The organism is Glaciimonas sp. OK215, from assembly GCF_057787885.1.
On the sequence record NZ_CM173544.1, the window covers coordinates 708537 to 725476 of the forward strand.

Below are 16940 nucleotides of genomic sequence, written 5' to 3' on the forward strand. Positions count from 1 at the left end.
CTATGGCAGAAATGCTGGAAACCCTGGTAAATAAACCCTACAGGCACGGCTTTGTCACAGACATCGAATCCGATACGGTACCAAAAGGGTTGAGCGAAGATGTGATCCGCATGATCTCGGCGAAGAAGAATGAGCCGGAATTCATGCTGGCGTGGCGGCTGAAGGCTTATCGCCACTGGCTTGGCATGACCGAGCCGCATTGGGCTACGGTCAAGCACCCGTCGATCGACTATCAGGATATCGTCTATTACTCGGCGCCGAAGTCGAACCGGGATGGCCTGAAGAGTCTCGACCAGGTGGACCCGGAATTGCTCAGGACCTATGAGAAACTGGGTGTGCCGCTGCAAGAGCGCGAGTTGCTGGCAGGCGTCGCGGTGGACGCCGTTTTCGATAGCGTGTCGGTGGCAACGACGTTCAAGGGGAAGCTGGCCGAACTTGGCATTATCTTCTGCCCGTTTTCCGAAGCGGTGCAGGTACACCCTGAACTGGTCCGGCAATACCTGGGTTCGGTCGTTCCTCATACCGACAACTTCTTTGCGTCACTGAATTCCGCCGTGTTCAGCGATGGTTCGTTCTGCTACATCCCGCCAGGCGTGCGTTGCCCAATGGAGTTGTCGACCTACTTCCGCATCAACGCCAAGGACACCGGCCAATTCGAGCGCACGCTGATCATCGCCGACAAGGGCGCTTACGTGAGTTATCTGGAGGGTTGTACCGCACCGATGCGCGACGAAAATCAATTGCATGCCGCAGTGGTGGAACTGATCGCGCTGGAAGGCGCGCAAATCAAATACTCAACGGTGCAGAACTGGTATCCGGGCGACAAGGATGGCAAGGGTGGCATTTACAACTTCGTCACCAAACGGGGCGACTGCCGTGAAGCCGACTCGAAAATCTCCTGGACCCAGGTCGAGACCGGTTCGGCAATCACCTGGAAGTACCCGAGCGTGGTACTGCAAGGTGACAACTCGGTGGGTGAATTTTATTCGGTGGCACTTACCAATCACTATCAGCAGGCCGACACCGGCACCAAAATGTTGCATCTCGGAAAAAATACGCGCAGTACGATTTTGTCCAAAGGCATCTCGGCAGGACACGGTCAAAACGCCTACCGCGGGTTGGTCAAAGTGGCGAAGAGCGCGGTTGGCGCCCGCAACTACACTCAGTGCGACTCATTGCTGTTGGGCGACATGTGCAAGGCCCACACTTTTCCGTACATTGAGGTGAAAAACGCCACCGCCAAGGTCGAACATGAAGCATCCACCTCGCGTATCGGCGAAGACCAACTGTTTTATTGCCAGAGCCGCGGCATCTCGGCGGAAGACGCCGTATCAATGATTGTCAACGGTTTTTGCAAAGAGGTGTTCAAGGAACTGCCGATGGAGTTCGCGGTGGAGGCGCAGAAGCTGTTGGGGGTAAGCCTGGAGGGCAGCATCGGCTAACCAGGACTTACGCAAAACCGCCCCAGCGGCGTTACGCCTCCTAGCCGTACTTCGCACTGTCTGCGTCGGCAGGTTTTGCCAAACTCGTTGCTGGGACAATTTTGCATAAGCCCTAATAAGGAGAGGATGACATAGTGACCATGCTCGAGATCAAAAATCTGCACGTCGAAGTCGACCGCAAGCCTATCCTGCGCGGAGTTGAGCTCAGCGTCGGGGTCGGGGAAGTGCATGCCATCATGGGACCGAATGGTTCTGGCAAGAGTACGCTCGCCCAACTGTTGGCCGGGCGGGAAAATTTGACGGTCAGCGCTGGTCAGGTTACTTACGAGGGCCACGATCTGCTCGACATGACGCCCGAAGAACGCGCCAGAAATGGCGTGTTCCTGGCGTTCCAGTATCCGGTGGAAGTCCCCGGTGTCAGCAACATTTATCTGCTCAAGGCCGGGCTCAATGCGATTCGCAAGCATCGCGCCCAGGCGGAATTGGATGCGATGGATTTCCTGGTGCTGGTGAAGGACAAGCTGGCACTCATGGAGATGGACCCCAGCCTGCTTTATCGTTCCGTCAACGAAGGTTTTTCCGGTGGCGAAAAGAAGCGCAACGAGATCTTGCAGATGGCGGTACTGGAACCCCGGCTGGCGATTCTGGACGAAACCGATTCCGGCCTCGATATCGATGCGCTGAAGATCGTTGCCAAGGGCATTAGCGCCATGCGCAGCCCGGATCGGGCCATCATCCTGGTGACCCATTACCAGCGCCTGCTCAACTACATCGAACCGGATTACGTGCATGTGCTGGCGCAGGGGCGCATCGTCAAATCTGGCGGACCGGAGTTGGCGCGGGAGTTGGAACGCCACGGATACGGCTGGATCGAGACGCTGCAAACCAACCCGACGGCGGCGCAAGGCGGTGCGTCAGAGGGAGCGGCATCGGTATGAGCAAAGCGGCTTTTTACCACTTGCAACCCAAGGTGCCGAAGACACGGGTATACCGCTCCAGACGGCGTGAGAGCGGCTTGACGGAAGCGCTGAGGCCTGTTCGCGCACCTGCGAGAAACAGGCCTCGCTCCTTGCAGGTGCGGAACATCATCCTTGCCAAGAGGCGGGAATTCAAATGAACGCGGAATCCATAAACCGCTACCGAGAAGAATTTTTCCGGCTGGAAACACAGTTCGCTGGCGCGGACCTGTTGTGGTCGCACCAATCGCGGCGTGCTGCAATCGAGCGTTTCAGCGCGTTGGGGTTTCCGAGCACGACACAGGAAGATTGGAAGTACACCAACGTGAGCAGGATCGAGAACCGCGCTTTCAAGTCCTCACCGGCATCACAAAACGGGGTGAGCAGGTTTCAGGCGGGCGAACTTACCAAACTTTCGCTCAGCGACGCTTATCTTCTGGTGTACATCAACGGTCGTTACGCGCCAGCCTTTTCGCGGGTTGATGCTGTCCCGAATGGCAGCACGGTGGTCAGCCTCGCAGTCGGGCTGACTGACCCTTCCACACATCTTGCGCTGGCTCCCGGCATCGGCGCAGTAACAACCAATGGCTTCGTCGCGCTGAATGCGGCATTCTGGACCGACGGGGCTTACATCGACCTTGCTCCCGCAGTGACAATCGAAGCGCCGATACATTTACTGTTCATTACCACGGCAGCGGATCTGGCGATACACCCACGTCATATCATTCACGCCGGCGCCGGCGCACGCGCGACAATCGTCGAACACTATATCGGTTCGGATGACATCGCCTATTTCACCAATGCCGTCACGCAAGTGGTGGCCGACACGGGGGCCGTGATCGAGCACTATAAGTTGCAGCAGGAAAGCGGCCATGCTTTTCATATTGCCAGCATCGATGTCCAGCAAGCGCCGCGCAGTCGCATTACGTCTCACTCCTTCGCCCTGGGTGGGCTGCTCTCGCGCAACGACATCGGCACCCGGTTCAATGGTGAAGGCTGCGAGGCAACGCTGAACGGCCTGTATATGGCAAGCGGCAGACAACATATGGATCACCACACCAGCATCGACCACGCCAAGCCGGGCGGGGTGAGCCGTGAATTTTACAAGGGCGTGCTGGGCGGCGCGGCGCGTGCGGTGTTCAACGGCAAGGTCATCGTTCGTCCGGACGCACAAAAGAGCGATGCCTATCTATCCAACCGCAATCTCCTGCTGTCGGAAAACGCCGAGGTCGATACCAAGCCGCAATTGGAAATCTATGCCGACGACGTCAAGTGTACGCACGGGGCGACGGTGGGCCAGCTGGATGAGAAGCAGATTTTTTACCTGCGCTCGCGCGGGATCGACGCCGGGCAAGCCAGTACGCTGCTGACCTATGCCTTCGCCTCGGAAATCATTGATCGTGTCGGCATCGTTGCGCTGAAAGAACGATTGGAGGAACTGCTGATCAACCGCCTGCCGGGCGGCCAGCAGATCAGAGAACTGTTATGAATAGTGCAAAAGACATGGCGGCTGTTGAACAAGCAGTTGCACGATCAGTCGTCCAGCCTGTGACCGGTTGCGACGTGCAGCGTTGGCGCGCTGACTTTCCACTGCTGAAACAAACGGTACATGGCCAGCCGCTGGTCTATCTCGACAATGCCGCCACCAGCCAGAAGCCGGACAGCGTCATCGACTGCGAGAGCCGTTACTACACGGCGCTCAACGCCAATATTCACCGCAGCGTGCACGAATTAAGCGAGCGCGCCACCGAGGCGTTCGAGGCAGCACGGGAAAAGGTGCGACGCTTCATCAACGCGGGTGACAGCAAAGAGATTGTGTTCGTGCGCGGTACCACCGAAGCCATCAACCTGGTGGCACAGAGCTATGGCCGCAACCGCTTCAAGGTTGGCGACGAAATCCTGTTAACCGAAATGGAGCATCATTCCAACATCGTGCCGTGGCAACTCTTGTGCGAACAGACTGGCGCAGTGTTGCGGGTGGCACCGATCAACGACGCCGGCGAATTGATGCTGGAGGCATTTGAAAAATGCCTCAATCCTCGTACAAAACTGGTTGCTGTAGCACATGTTTCGAATGCGCTCGGCAGCATCAATCCGATCCGTAGAATTATTGAACTGGCGCACGCGATGGGCGTTGTGGTCCTGGTAGATGGCGCGCAAGCCGCACCGCATCTCGCCGTCGACGTGCAGGACCTCGATTGCGATTTTTATGCTTTTTCCGGACACAAACTATACGGCCCGACCGGGATCGGCGTGCTATACGGCAAGGCCGCGTTGCTGGATGCCATGCCGCCATACCAGGGCGGCGGCGACATGATCAGTCAAGTCACGTTCAAGAAAACCCTGTACCACGTCCTGCCCTATAAATTCGAGGCGGGAACGCCGAACATTGCCGGCGTCATCGGGCTCGGTGCGGCGCTTGATTACGTGCAGGCGCTCGGACTTGACGCCATCTCCGCCCACGAACACGACTTGCTTGCCTACGCCACGCAGTTGGTCGGCGGTGTGCCCGGCATGCGCCTGATCGGTACTGCGCAGGACAAGGCAAGTATCCTGTCGTTCACGCTGGAAGGCGTGCACCCGCATGATATCGGCACCATTCTCGACCGCGATGGCATTGCCATTCGCGCCGGCCACCATTGTGCGATGCCGCTGATGGAGCACTTTCAGATTGTCGCAACGGCACGTGCCTCGTTTGCGCTATACAACACACACGATGAAATCGACGCCTTGTTCGCCGGAATTCGCAAGGTATGCAAGATGTTTGGCATTCGCGACGGGGGCTTGCATGGAAGATCTGCGTGAACTCTATCAGGAGGTCATCATTGACCACTACCGGAAACCGCGAAATTTTCATGCGCTAAGCGCTGCCAACAGAAAGGCGGAAGGCTTCAATCCGCTATGCGGCGACCGGCTGACGCTCTACCTGAAACTGGAACATGGCGTGATCCGGGACATTAGCTTCGAAGGGGAAGGCTGTGCCATTTCGACCGCGTCCGCATCCTTGATGACGGAGCATCTGAAGGGCAAGACCGAGCAGGAGGCTGAAGCGTTGTTTCAGGGTTTCCACGATCTGCTCACGCAGGATGCCGGCGCGCCTGGCCCAGACCTTGGCAAGCTGACAGTACTGGCCGGGGTACGCGCATTCCCGGCCCGTGTGAAGTGCGCGACGCTGGCGTGGCATACCTTGCATGCCGCTTTGCTGAAGCAAACGAAGCCGGTGAGTACGGAATGAGCCGGTGGAACCGGGCAACCCAGACCACGAGACGCAGGAGGGCAAGCGGAATGTCTATTTTCGATTGGCTGAAAAAAGCTGAAGAGCTAGAAGCGCAGGAGGCCGGCCCGGCAGGCCAAGCTGCAACTGACACCGGCGTGTTGAAGCAGCAGGTCATTCAAGTGTTACGCACAATTTATGACCCGGAAATCCCTGTGAATATTTACGATCTGGGGCTGATCTATGAACTGAACGTGCAGGCGTCCGGTGCGGTCAGCCTGCGCATGACGCTGACCTCGGCCGCTTGCCCGGTGGCGCAAACCTTTCCGGAAACAGTGGAGTGCGCGGTGAATGCCGTCCCCGGCGTGACCGAAGCCAGGGTGGACCTGGTATGGGACCCGCCATGGACACGCGAAATGATGTCCGAGGCTGCGCGCCTGGAGTTGGGGATGCTGTAAGCGGCACCAAATGCAAGCCGCGTTTGGCGAACATCCTTCCATCACACAACAGGAGCCGGCTAATGGATAAATGGATTGACGTGGCACCGGATAAAGAGCTGCAACCCGGCCAGTTCCGCACGGTGGAGGTGGATGGCGTACAGATCGCGGTGTTCAATGTCGATGGCGAATACCATGCGATCGAGGACGTCTGCACCCACGATGGCGGAACGCTCACGGGGGGCGTTGTGGATGGTGACGAAGTGACGTGTCCGCGTCATGGCGCCCATTTCTCGATCAAGACCGGTGAGGCCTTGAGCCCGCCCGCGTACGAACCGGTGGCGACTTTTCCGGTAAGGGTGGAGAACGGGATGGTGCAGGTGAGGGATGATCGATGGGATTGAAGAGGTAGGACTCACGCAAAACCGCCCCAGCAGCGTTACGCCTCCTAGCCGTCCTTCGCACTGTCTTCGTCGGCCGGTTTTGACAAGCTCGTTGCTGGGACAATTTTGCGCAAGTCCTCGGGGGATCCGATGACACAGGTAAGCTCACGCGGCGCAACGGCCGCAAGGCGAATACCCGCTATTCAGCCGCCGTGAGTTGCGGCCGAACACATTCGGACGGCTGCTGCCCGGCCTCGCTCTGGTTGAGCCGGCGCATCAGCGTGGGGGCGAGCACTTTGAGGATCTGTACCGTCAGGGCACTGGTGAATTTGTATTCCGCCGCCTTGGGCCCCGCCACATACGCGACCACCGTACCGAAATAGCGATCGCCGAGGTAGAACACGAAAGCGCCCGAGCGGCTGACCACCCTTTCAGAAACCAGGCCGCCTCCCTTGGCGAAGGTCTTGTAACGGTTATCGCCGGTGCCGGTCTTGCCGCCCACCGGAATCTGCGTACCGTCCGGCAGGGTGAAGACGCCGGCGAGCCGCTTTGCGGTACCCATCTGTACCACTTCGGCCAGGATCGGCCGCACCAGCGGCGGGATTTCCGGCGGCAGCACGCGCTCGCCGCTGGTCGCCGCACGGGTGAGCACGGTTTCGTAGGGCGTGTCGGCGGCGAAATGCAGGCGGTCGATACGGGCTGTCGGTAAACGCACACCGTCGTTCACGATAATCCCCATCAGTTTTGCCAACGCATCCGGGCGGTCGGCCGAGGCGCCGATGGCGGTGCCGTAGGATGGCACCAGCGAATCGAATGGGTAGCCCAGCCGTTTCCACGCCTTGTGGATTTCCTGGAACCCTTCGACTTCGAGCAACTGCTTGATGCGTTTGTCCTGAGCGTTCTTGTGCCGGGTTTTGAACAACCATTTATAGACTTCCTGCCGCTCGGCCGTGCTGGCCTCGAAGGTTTGCGCGAGCGTTGCAGCGGGATGCTGGCGCAGGTAGCCGATCACCCATAACTCAAGCGGATGCACGCCCGCCAGATAGCCGCGATCGGGCAGATCGAAGCGCTCCGGCGAATACGCGTTGTAGAGCTTGGTCAGGGCCTCCTCGCCCAGACCGACCGAGGGCAGAAACGTGTTGACGAATTTGGCGAACTGGGCCGGGCTGGCCTCGGGAGCGATGCTCCGGAAAATCACCGCGAGACGCTTGGGGGTCGGACGGATCCCCTGGATCAGCGCCTCCTCCGCGTCCTGGGCGCTCTTGCCGTGATACTTGCGGTAGAAGTGCCCGATGAAGACGCGCCCTTCGCGGTCGGCGAAGCGCTGCAGGTATTCCTTGCGATGGGGGTCTTCGCCGTCTTCCATCAGTTGCGCGCTCGAACCAGGCACCTGGTACATGTAGTAATGCACGATATCGCGCATCAGGCGCACGAATACCAGATTGACCGAATACCGCAATCCTTCGTGCACCGTGAAGTTGCGGTAATTCTCGGATTTCTCGAAGTTTTCGAAGTGCTGCATGCCGCCGCCGGTGAAGAACCACTCTCCCGGATTGCCGGAATACTCGCGTTCGAGCGCCGCTGCAAGCATCGCCGACAGGCTGCGGTCCGATGCCCGTGCCAGATAATCGAGGGCCCAGCGCCTGATCGGGTCTTGTGCCGCCACTTTGACCGTCTTGAGCGCCTGCGGGTCGAGGCCGACGTACTGGCCGTGCAGATCGGCGACGACCTCCAGATAGGTAATCAGCGTGCGCAGTTTTGATGTCGAACCCAGATCGAGCTTGAGGCCTTCATTGATATCGAGCGGCTGGTCGAAGTTGTCGGCCTGCACACGCACGCGATTGGCGCCCGGAGTACGCTCGAACAGCGTAAAGCCGTACGTCACGCCGCGCGGATCGCCGTGCTGGAGTAGCTGGAATTCGATCAGCCCGGCAGCCTTGGCATAGGCCGGATCGCGCAGCTTGCGTAACTCGTCCGTCACTTCTTGCTGCAGCCGCGAGTCCAGCGCACTGTCGACCGTCAGGTCCAGGCGGTCCAGGTCATACATGCGCGGCACGCCCAGCAGCGACGCCAGGTTGACGCGCACGGCGTTGACCCCCTTGCGCTCGACCGGTGGGGGCGGCGGTCGAACGCTCTCCTTTTGCTGCTTGAGCGACTGCGTCAGCGCCGCATCGCGCAGCGCCGGCGAGATCACCCCGGTGCTGACCATCAGGCGCAGGTAGGAGTCGGTCAGCGCTTCCAGCTCCTCGATGTGGGCCAGGTAGTAGGACGGGCTGCGCTGCGAAATAAACAGGCTCAGGACCTCCTTGTAAGCCAGCGCGCGGGCTGCAAGCGGTGCTTGCGAATTATCGGCCAGCAGCAGGTTGACTTGCTCGAAATCCCGGCCATACCAAGCCCACAGGCCGTCGCCCACGCCGTTGATTTCGCCAAAGCCGGCGCGCGCGCCAAGCGGCACGGTATTCACGTAGTCAACCACCAGTTGCCGGCGCGTCGTCGTCGTGTCTTCGCCATTCAGATAGGCGCGCACCGAGGCTGAGGCCATCTGACGCAATTTTTCCAAGGGCGAGGCGGTGCGTCCTTCCGGCGAGTGCCGGTACTTTTCGATCTGGGTCGCCAGCGTGCTGCCGCCGGGCGATTCATAGCCGGGGCTGACCAAATGCAGGACCCGATCCCACCCCGCGTGGGCAAAACGCCCCCACTCGATCGCCGGATTGCGGCGCGGCTGGCTTGGATCAAGCAGGGTGTGGTTCTCAATGTACAGGAGCGAGTCGGTCAGCAAGGAAGGCACCGTCTCGAAGTCGGGGTAGACGCGCTCCGGATAGCGGGTGGCATAGATCGGCACGCCGTTGCAGTCGAGCACGCTGAGGCCGGTCTGATCTTTTTCCGGGTAGGGTACATACAGGCCGCGGTCGACCACTTCGCTCATGCGCCGCGACAGGCGGGCCTGCTCGGCCACGGTGTACTCGCGCGCGCGCAGCCGCTCCAGGTAGGCCGGCAATTGGGCATAGCCCAGACGCTGGTCGTAGGGGCCGGTTTTGGGATAGCGGATCGACGGGCTCGGTCCCGGCGCGATGCGAAAGGTCAGTTCTTGCCCGAGGCGAGCGAGATAACGGGCCTGTAGCCGCGAGGTGCGCAGTTCGTGTGCGACGAAATAGACAGCCGCCGCAATCAGTAGCAGGATCGCGACGAGAATGGCGAACTTAACAAAGCGCAAGCGTGTTCTCACCATGGGTTCGTCTGGTCGGTCCGGATCGATAAGGGTGGTTAAAATTCAGGATATTCTAGGGTGCATATATATTAGCGCATTCCTTGAATATCGGGATCATCGTTCGCCGGTGTTGACGACGGTTAGGCCGTTCAGGTAGGCGCGGAAAAAAATAGCGCTTGCGGTTAAGCAAGCGCTATTTTCAATATCATTGCCAACAACCTACTTGGTCAAAACTTTATTCCGGCAGAACAAAACGCTTGATTAAGCGAAATTCTTGGCTGCAAAGTCCCAGTTCGCCAACGCCCAGAATGCTTCCAGGTATTTAGGACGGGCATTGCGGTAGTCGATGTAGTACGCGTGTTCCCAAACGTCAACGGTCAGCAGTGCTTTTGCATCGGTTGTCAGTGGTGTGGCAGCGTTGGAAGTCGATACCAGATCCAGTGTGCCGTCGGCTTTTTTCACCAGCCAGGCCCAACCTGAACCGAATGTACCAACGGCACATTTGGTCATTTCAACTTTGAAGTTGTCGAACGAGCCCCACTTGGCGTTGATCGCATCAGCCAGAGCACCGGTAGGTGCGCCGCCGCCGTTTGGAGACAGGCTGTTCCAGTAGAACGTGTGGTTCCAGATTTGTGCTGCGTTATTGAAGACGCCGCCCGAAGACTTCTTGATAATATCTTCCAGTGAAGCATTTTCGAATTCTGTGCCAGGAACCAGGTTGTTCAGGTTGGTCACATAGGTTTGGTGATGCTTGCCGTAGTGATATTCCAGTGTTTCCTGGGACAGGTGTGGAGCCAACGCATCGAGTGCGTACGGGAGTGGTGGGAGTGTGTATGCCATGGTGTGTCCTTTCTAAGTTTTATTGGGCTACTAAGAGCCTGTTAGGGATGGATCGTGTTTAAGAGCACCTCTGAAACCTGCTGCATGAACCAATCCCGGCACTCTGATGTTGACCGTACTTGCGTACGGCTCCAAGGTTTCCAACATCGTGGTTCCGGCCGTGACTGCTTCACACTGGTTTTTAGAACTGCCCTTAACCACAGGTATTCAACAGGTTCAAGCGCGTTATTGTAAAGCGCTTATCTATTCCATGCAGCAATCGGACGAATTCAACAGTGTGCCTTGTTACGCCGGCGCTAATCGAACGTTGGCTGCACGCTGTCAATACCGACTTTCGCGCTGCCTTCAGCCAGTTGCAGTGTGATGATCTGGCGCGGGTGGAGTTCCTTTGGTGTACGCAGAACGTTCCCTTTAGGGTCGGTAACAATCGCGTAGCCGCGTTCCAGTGTGCGTTGTGGATTGAGCAATTCCAGCTGGGCATTGAGCGCGCTCAGTGCCAGGCGGCCTTGCCTGTTTTGTATGGTGAGCGCACTGCCGAGGCGGCGTGCTTGCTCCAACAGGTGGGCCCGCGCCCGACGCGTATCTGGCAACTGTGCCGACAAGCGAGTACGCAAATTCAGCAGCGCATAGTGCGATTGTCTTAACGGAATTTTGGTCGCATGCATCAAACGGGTTTGCAGACTTTGCAACTTCAGGCGTTCATGACTGATAGTGGTCGCCGGACTGACCATGCGGCGGGTTAACCAGTCGAGCGTCTGACCGGCTTCGCCCAGTTGTCGCCGCAAGGCGCGGGTCATGTCGTTGGCATGGCCTTCCAGCGTGGCAAGCCAGTCGTCGCGTGGAATCGTGGCCAGTTCGGCGGCCGCTGTCGGTGTCGCTGCGCGCAAATCGGCAGTGAAATCGGCAATCGTGACATCCGTTTCGTGGCCGACACCGGAAATCACCGGCATCGCTGCAGCAGCAATGGCGCGGGCGACGCCTTCGTCATTGAATGACCAGAGATCTTCGATGCTGCCACCTCCGCGGCAGACCAGCAAGACGTCGCACTCGGCGCGTGCCGATGCCGTGTTGATGGCGCGCGCGATCTTCTCTGCGGCACCTTCGCCTTGTACCGGCGTCGGATACAGCACTACGCGCACATGCGGCGCGCGGCGCGCCAAGGCGATCAGGATGTCGCGCAGTGCGGCAGCCTGCAGACTGGTGACGACGCCGATGCAGGTGACGAATTGTGGAAGAGGGCGCTTGTGTGCAGGGTCGAACAGGCCTTCTGCGTTGAGTTTTTCTTTCAGTCGCAAAAATGCTTCATACAAATTCCCTGCGCCAGCGCGGCGGATCGCCTCGACATTCAACTGATAGTCGCCGCGCGGCGCGTACAGCGTCACCAGCGCGCGGACTTCGACCCTGTCGCCCTCACGCGGAATAAACCCAGCATGTTGCGCACGCCCCTTGAACATCACCGCGCGCACTTGAGCGGCGTCGTCTTTCAGCGTGAAATACCAGTGACCGGAGGCCGCGCGCGTGAAGTTGGAGACCTCGCCGGAGACCCAGGTCAGCGGAAAAGTGCGCTCCAGCATGCGCGCCACGGCCTGGTTCAGTGCGGAGACGGATAGCACCGGCGCCGTGCCCGTGCGACTTTCTGTGGAAGAAGCGAAATTCATCAGGACTTTCAATGGATAACTAATTGGCAAAAGCCGGCTGAGGGTTGAGAGGAAGCGGCATCAACAATTCAGCGCCGTATTGTAAATCTTAATCCGGGGGAAAGCGTTGGCTGCGCTTGCCCACCTGATTGGTTGATGCTTTTGGCATGAAATTGCTCCACCGCTGCACAGTATGGAAAATTCTTTTCGAATCAGGCGCTTAGTCGCTTTCCCGTATATTTACGCACAAAGTTATCCACATAAACTGTGGAGAAGTGCCGACGCCATTTTTGCGCTGATGCTGTGTTCCATGAATCAATAGCATGCGGTGCGAGCACGTTGTTCATGCCGATTCGTTGATATTTGGGCGTTAACGGCCGTTGCTTTGCGGTGCTGCCGCACACTACCTAAAAAGTCTTTTTAATCAAGTGCTTAACCGGATACCAGTGTCCTTGTGCACAAAGTTACCCACATTTTCTGTGGATAAGTACAAGTGACCGGTACCGGTGATTTAGCGGTCTTTTCTTTTGAGCGGGGATCATTCGGCTATAACGATATCGCTTGGAATCTGTAGCATCGCTGCACACAGAGTAAAAACACCGTTGAATCAATGACTTAGTGCAATTCCAGTAGCGATGTACACAAAGTTATCCACAAAATCTGTGGATAACAAATGTTCATTTTTTGATCATTCGAGTTCGCCTGTGGTGTAGGTGATTTATCTTGGCGCATCTTTTGACTGACGAATATGTCCTGGGGTTTGTAGCATCGCTGCACACAGAGTAAAAACACCGTTGAATCAAGGGCTTAGTGCAATTCCAGTGGCGATGTACACAAAGTTATCCACAAAATCTGTGGATAACAAATGTTCATTTTTTTCATTCGACCTGGCGTGACGTATTGAACCATTCCAGGCCATGATTCGAACGAACTACGCGTATCTCGCCCTTGCTCGCAGGTGGTTTTGCGTACAAATCAATGAATTGAGCGCGATCTGAACAGGCGTAAAAATCTGAGAAAAATCAAGGTGTTAAGCTTTTGCGCAGTGTGTTGTTCACAAAGTTATCCACAAAATCTGTGGAGAACTTTGGATCCGACCTGACGCTGGCGTTGTTTCGCGTAGCCTGTCGGCCCTGCATGTTTTTGATGCAGGGATAAAAATCCCTTTGAAATCAATGGCTTCACATTCAGGTTAAGTACTTATCCACAATCTTGTTCACATAAATTGTGAGGAAGTCCCCAAGCCCCGGTGTCATGCCAACCTGTAAATGCCTTTTCAGCTACGGATGGACTTGCTCACATGGCCTCAACAGTTTACATTCTGCATCCATTAGATAAACCCGAATTAGATAAACCTGTCCGTTTTCCCTCAAGGAGTTTCTTTTGTTTGCCATTATTCAAGCTGCAGGCTGGCCGATCTGGTTGTTATTGACGGCCTCCGTGATTGCGACCGCATTGATCATCGAACGCTTGGTTTATTTGCGCCGCTCGCGTATTTTGCCGCCGCAGTTATTGCAGGAAGTCATCCGGGTTTATCACAACGGCAAGGCGAACATCGAAGTCATCACTAGCCTGGAAAACAACTCGCCGCTTGGACGTGTATTGGCTGCCGGCTTGCGCAACGTCGATGCGCCGCGCGAAATCATGAAGGAATCGATCGAAGAAGCCGGACTCGCCACCGCACACGAACTGGAGCGTTTTCTGACTACACTCGGTACGATCGCTTCGTTGGCGCCGCTCATGGGCTTGTTTGGTACGGTGGTCGGGATGATCGAGATTTTCGGCGCGACCAATGGCGCGGGCGCCGATCCGGCGCAATTGGGCCACGGGATTTCAGTGGCGCTGTACAACACCGGTTTTGGTCTTGCGATTGCGATGCCTGCGCTGGTTTTTTATCGGCATTTCCGCGCCATGATTGACAGCTTTATCGTCGACATGGAGCAGCAGGCAGTCAAGTTTGTGGACATCGTTCATGGTGCACGCAAGTAAGTACAAAAGTAAGCGCAAAGAGGACAAGTATGAAATTCCGCAAAGGTAAGGCGCGCGACGAGCCTGAAATTAATTTGATTCCGTTCATCGACGTGTTGCTGGTGATCGTGATCTTTCTGATGGTCACCACCACCTATAGCAAGTTCACCGCACTACAGATTACGCTGCCGACCGCCGATGCGGAGAAGGTAGTGGCGCATCCGTTTCAGATCAATGTCGGGGTAACGGCGCAAGGCCAGTACGCGGTAAATAAACTGCAGGTATCGTCCAGGGATGCGGCAGCCCTGGCGCAGGATTTGAAGAGCGCCGCGCAAAGTGACGCGAATAAATCGAAGGAAACCCCGGTGGTGGTGATCAATGCGGATGCGATGTCACCCCATCAAACAGTAATTAATGTGCTGGAGGCGGCGCGTTTGGCAGGTTTCGAGAAGGTGACTTTTGCCGCACAGGCGAGCGGCAAAAAATAGTCAGGAAGCGCGGCAAATAATTTATTGTTAAAGTCAGGCAATCCGTTGGCGCTGCCGGATTCATCGGCACCGACGGATTGTTTCACCTATTCACCTAACAGGCAGGCGCTGCCTGAAGCATTTCCCTTTGCTTTTTGATTGATAGGTTGTTTCGTTTGGCTCTCAAACCTTCCCCCACTGAAGCAACACTCATTGCAGCCTGGCAGCGTCGCGGTTTGCTGGCGTGCGTGCTGTGGCCGCTGTCGCTGTTGTTCCGGCTGGTGGTTGGGCTGCGCCGCCGCCTGTATCTGGCCGGTTGGCGCGCAAGCACGCGCTTGCCGGTACCGGTAATCGTGGTCGGAAATATTTATATTGGCGGCACCGGCAAGACGCCGCTCACCATCTGGCTGGTGCAGGCCCTGCGACGGGCGGGGTATGTGCCGGGTGTGATTTCGCGCGGCTATGGGGGACATGCGAGCGCTGCAATGCCGGCAATACGTACAGTGTCCGCAGATTCGGTGGCCGCTGAAGTAGGGGATGAACCATTGTTGATTGCACGTCGTGCGCAATGTCCGGTGGTGGTTGGCCGCAATCGCGTGGCGGCGGCGCAAGTATTGTTGCAGGCGCATCCGGAGGTGAATCTGATTTTGTCCGACGACGGCTTGCAGCATTATCCGCTGCAACGTGATATTGAAATTGTCTTGTTCGACGCCCGTGGCAATGGGAATGGCTGGCTGCTGCCGGCCGGGCCTCTGCGTGAGCCGGCTACGCGGCGGCGCGATTTTACCGTGGTGAATCTGCCAGCGAGGGCGGCATTTCCGACGTTGTTGCCGAAATCGGCGATCCGTATGCAGTTGGTCGGGGAGTACGCTGAGCGTCTTGGCGACAGCCAGCAGACGCAGCCCTTAGCGGCGTTCTCCGCCACGACACCAGCGCCACGTATCCTGGCTGCTGCCGGGATTGGCAATCCGCAGCGCTTTTTCAACATGCTTTCCGGCATCGGGTTGGTCTTTGAGTCGCTGGCGCTGCCTGACCATTACGATTTTTCTACGAATCCTTTTGCTGCGCTGGATGCCGAGATCATTCTGATCACCGAAAAGGATGCAGTAAAATGTAGCCAAATCGAAACCATCAAAAACGACCCGCGTCTGTGGGTCGTACCCGTGACAGCGCAGATTGACAACGCGCTGGCACATCAAATTGTGGAGAAACTCCGTGGACACCCGACTGCTTGATATTCTAGTTTGCCCGCTATGCAAGGGGCCGTTGCAGCATGATAAAAAAGTGCAGGAACTGATTTGCAACGCCGACAGGCTGGCTTTTCCGATTCGTGACGGTATTCCAATTATGTGGGCCGACCAGGCAAGGGACCTGAATACTTCGGCACCGGCAACTGCAACGGAGAACAGCCCGCCAGCAGCGCCTGACTCATTGTCTACTGAATAGCCTTATAAAGAGCGTCAATGTCCTTTACCGTCATTATTCCCGCCCGGTTGGCGTCTACCCGTCTGCCCAACAAGCCGCTGGCTGATCTCGGCGGCAAGCCGATGATCGTGCGCGTCGCCGAACGTGCGGCGCAATCGGGCGCGGCGCAGGTTATCGTCGCGACTGATCACGCAGACATTTTGCTGGCCTGCGAACAACATGGGATCGCCGCACGTTTGACGCGCGCCGATCATCCGTCCGGCACCGATCGGATTGCTGAAGTCGCTGCCGCACTGGGCTTGGCGGCGGATGCGGTCGTGGTGAATGTACAGGGAGATGAGCCGCTGATCGATCCAGCCTTGATCGCCGCGACCGCGGCGCAAATCGTTGACGGCGTTCCAATGGCAACTGCCGCGCATGCAATCGATAGCGCCGTTGATGCTTTTAATCCTAACGTGGTCAAGGTGGTGCTGAACAAGGCCGGACGCGCACTCTATTTTTCGCGGGCGACGATTCCATGGCATCGCGATGGCTTTATGCAATCGCAACAACAGTTGCCGGGCGACTATCTGCCGTTGCGACATATCGGACTGTATGCGTACAGCTATGAGTTCTTGCAAACCTATCCGACCCTGGCGGTATCGCCGCTAGAGCAGATTGAAGCGCTGGAGCAACTGCGCGTGTTGTGGCATGGCTATCCGATTGCCGTCCATATCGCGCCGTCGGCTCCTGCCGCGGGTGTCGACACGCCCGAGGATCTGGAACGCGTCAGACGCTTTTTTACGGCGTAATTTGTCCGGTTGTTAACACACAAATTAACTTTGAATCAACGCAGCGGTCCCGCTGGGACGCTGTTTGGTAAAATTGTGTGGTAAGTTTCATGCAAAGTTAGCGTGTTATAAGAAAGCATGCAGGATGACGCCCCTGTAATTTTCTAAAGAAGCTAGGAAATTAGCGTAAGGA

Annotated in this window: 15 protein-coding genes; 12 read left to right on the top strand and 3 right to left on the bottom strand. The window is 57.2% G+C overall.

Annotated features, from left to right (window positions below):
- The first annotated feature begins 2 nt into the window (after positions 1–2).
- The 7 genes from sufB (at position 3) to AC3CHX_RS03245 (ending at position 6453) form a co-directional block, all read left to right on the top strand.
- Positions 3–1442 carry a Fe-S cluster assembly protein SufB gene (sufB, locus tag AC3CHX_RS03215; RefSeq protein ID WP_488642668.1) on the top strand — a complete coding sequence of 480 codons (1440 nt, stop codon included), beginning with the start codon at positions 3–5 and terminating at the stop codon, positions 1440–1442.
- 140 nt (positions 1443–1582) lie between these two features.
- Complete coding sequence (sufC, locus tag AC3CHX_RS03220) at positions 1583–2380, top strand: Fe-S cluster assembly ATPase SufC (RefSeq protein ID WP_488642669.1); 798 nt, start codon at positions 1583–1585, stop codon at positions 2378–2380.
- A 175-nt stretch (positions 2381–2555) separates the two neighbouring features.
- A complete protein-coding gene (gene sufD, locus AC3CHX_RS03225) occupies positions 2556–3887 on the top strand; it encodes a Fe-S cluster assembly protein SufD (protein WP_488642670.1) in 1332 nt (443 codons plus the stop codon).
- Between the two features lie 14 nt (positions 3888–3901).
- Entirely contained in the window at positions 3902–5203 is a 1302-nt protein-coding gene (locus AC3CHX_RS03230; protein WP_488644710.1) for a SufS family cysteine desulfurase, read from the top strand.
- The gene (gene sufU, locus AC3CHX_RS03235) at positions 5187–5633 is read left to right on the top strand and encodes a Fe-S cluster assembly sulfur transfer protein SufU (RefSeq protein ID WP_488642671.1); all 447 of its coding nucleotides are present in this window, start codon (positions 5187–5189) and stop codon (positions 5631–5633) included. Before AC3CHX_RS03230 ends, sufU begins: the two co-directional genes overlap by 17 nt.
- Before the next feature lie 50 nt (positions 5634–5683).
- Positions 5684–6070 carry an SUF system Fe-S cluster assembly protein gene (locus AC3CHX_RS03240; RefSeq protein ID WP_488642672.1) on the top strand — a complete coding sequence of 129 codons (387 nt, stop codon included), beginning with the start codon at positions 5684–5686 and terminating at the stop codon, positions 6068–6070.
- A 62-nt stretch (positions 6071–6132) separates the two neighbouring features.
- Positions 6133–6453: a Rieske (2Fe-2S) protein gene (locus AC3CHX_RS03245; protein ID WP_488642673.1), complete on the top strand. Its 321-nt coding sequence runs from the start codon at positions 6133–6135 to the stop codon at positions 6451–6453.
- 178 nt (positions 6454–6631) lie between these two features.
- Here the strand turns inward: AC3CHX_RS03245 and AC3CHX_RS03250 are convergent, their stop codons facing one another.
- The 3 genes from AC3CHX_RS03250 to xseA form a co-directional block, all read right to left on the bottom strand.
- A complete protein-coding gene (locus AC3CHX_RS03250) occupies positions 6632–9661 on the bottom strand; it encodes a transglycosylase domain-containing protein (RefSeq protein ID WP_488642674.1) in 3030 nt (1009 codons plus the stop codon).
- Between the two features lie 240 nt (positions 9662–9901).
- Complete coding sequence (gene sodB, locus AC3CHX_RS03255; protein WP_488642675.1) at positions 9902–10480, bottom strand: superoxide dismutase [Fe]; 579 nt, start codon at positions 10478–10480, stop codon at positions 9902–9904.
- 296 nt (positions 10481–10776) lie between these two features.
- Positions 10777–12138, bottom strand: coding sequence for an exodeoxyribonuclease VII large subunit (xseA, locus tag AC3CHX_RS03260; RefSeq protein ID WP_488642676.1), 1362 nt, complete (start codon positions 12136–12138; stop codon positions 10777–10779).
- A 1362-nt stretch (positions 12139–13500) separates the two neighbouring features.
- On the opposite strand from xseA, the gene AC3CHX_RS03265 reads away from it, so the two are divergent.
- The 5 genes from AC3CHX_RS03265 (at position 13501) to kdsB (ending at position 16768) form a co-directional block, all read left to right on the top strand.
- Positions 13501–14106 carry a MotA/TolQ/ExbB proton channel family protein gene (locus AC3CHX_RS03265; protein WP_488642677.1) on the top strand — a complete coding sequence of 202 codons (606 nt, stop codon included), beginning with the start codon at positions 13501–13503 and terminating at the stop codon, positions 14104–14106.
- Positions 14107–14135: 29 nt separating this feature from the next.
- Positions 14136–14573: an ExbD/TolR family protein gene (locus AC3CHX_RS03270; protein ID WP_488642678.1), complete on the top strand. Its 438-nt coding sequence runs from the start codon at positions 14136–14138 to the stop codon at positions 14571–14573.
- Positions 14574–14728: 155 nt separating this feature from the next.
- Entirely contained in the window at positions 14729–15787 is a 1059-nt protein-coding gene (gene lpxK / locus AC3CHX_RS03275) for a tetraacyldisaccharide 4'-kinase (protein ID WP_488642679.1), read from the top strand.
- Entirely contained in the window at positions 15768–15998 is a 231-nt protein-coding gene (locus tag AC3CHX_RS03280; protein WP_488642680.1) for a Trm112 family protein, read from the top strand. The genes lpxK and AC3CHX_RS03280 overlap by 20 nt, the downstream gene beginning before the upstream one ends.
- 17 nt (positions 15999–16015) lie before the next feature.
- Positions 16016–16768, top strand: a complete 753-nt coding sequence (gene kdsB / locus AC3CHX_RS03285; RefSeq protein WP_488642681.1) for a 3-deoxy-manno-octulosonate cytidylyltransferase — start codon at positions 16016–16018, stop codon at positions 16766–16768.
- Positions 16769–16940: the final 172 nt, after the last annotated feature.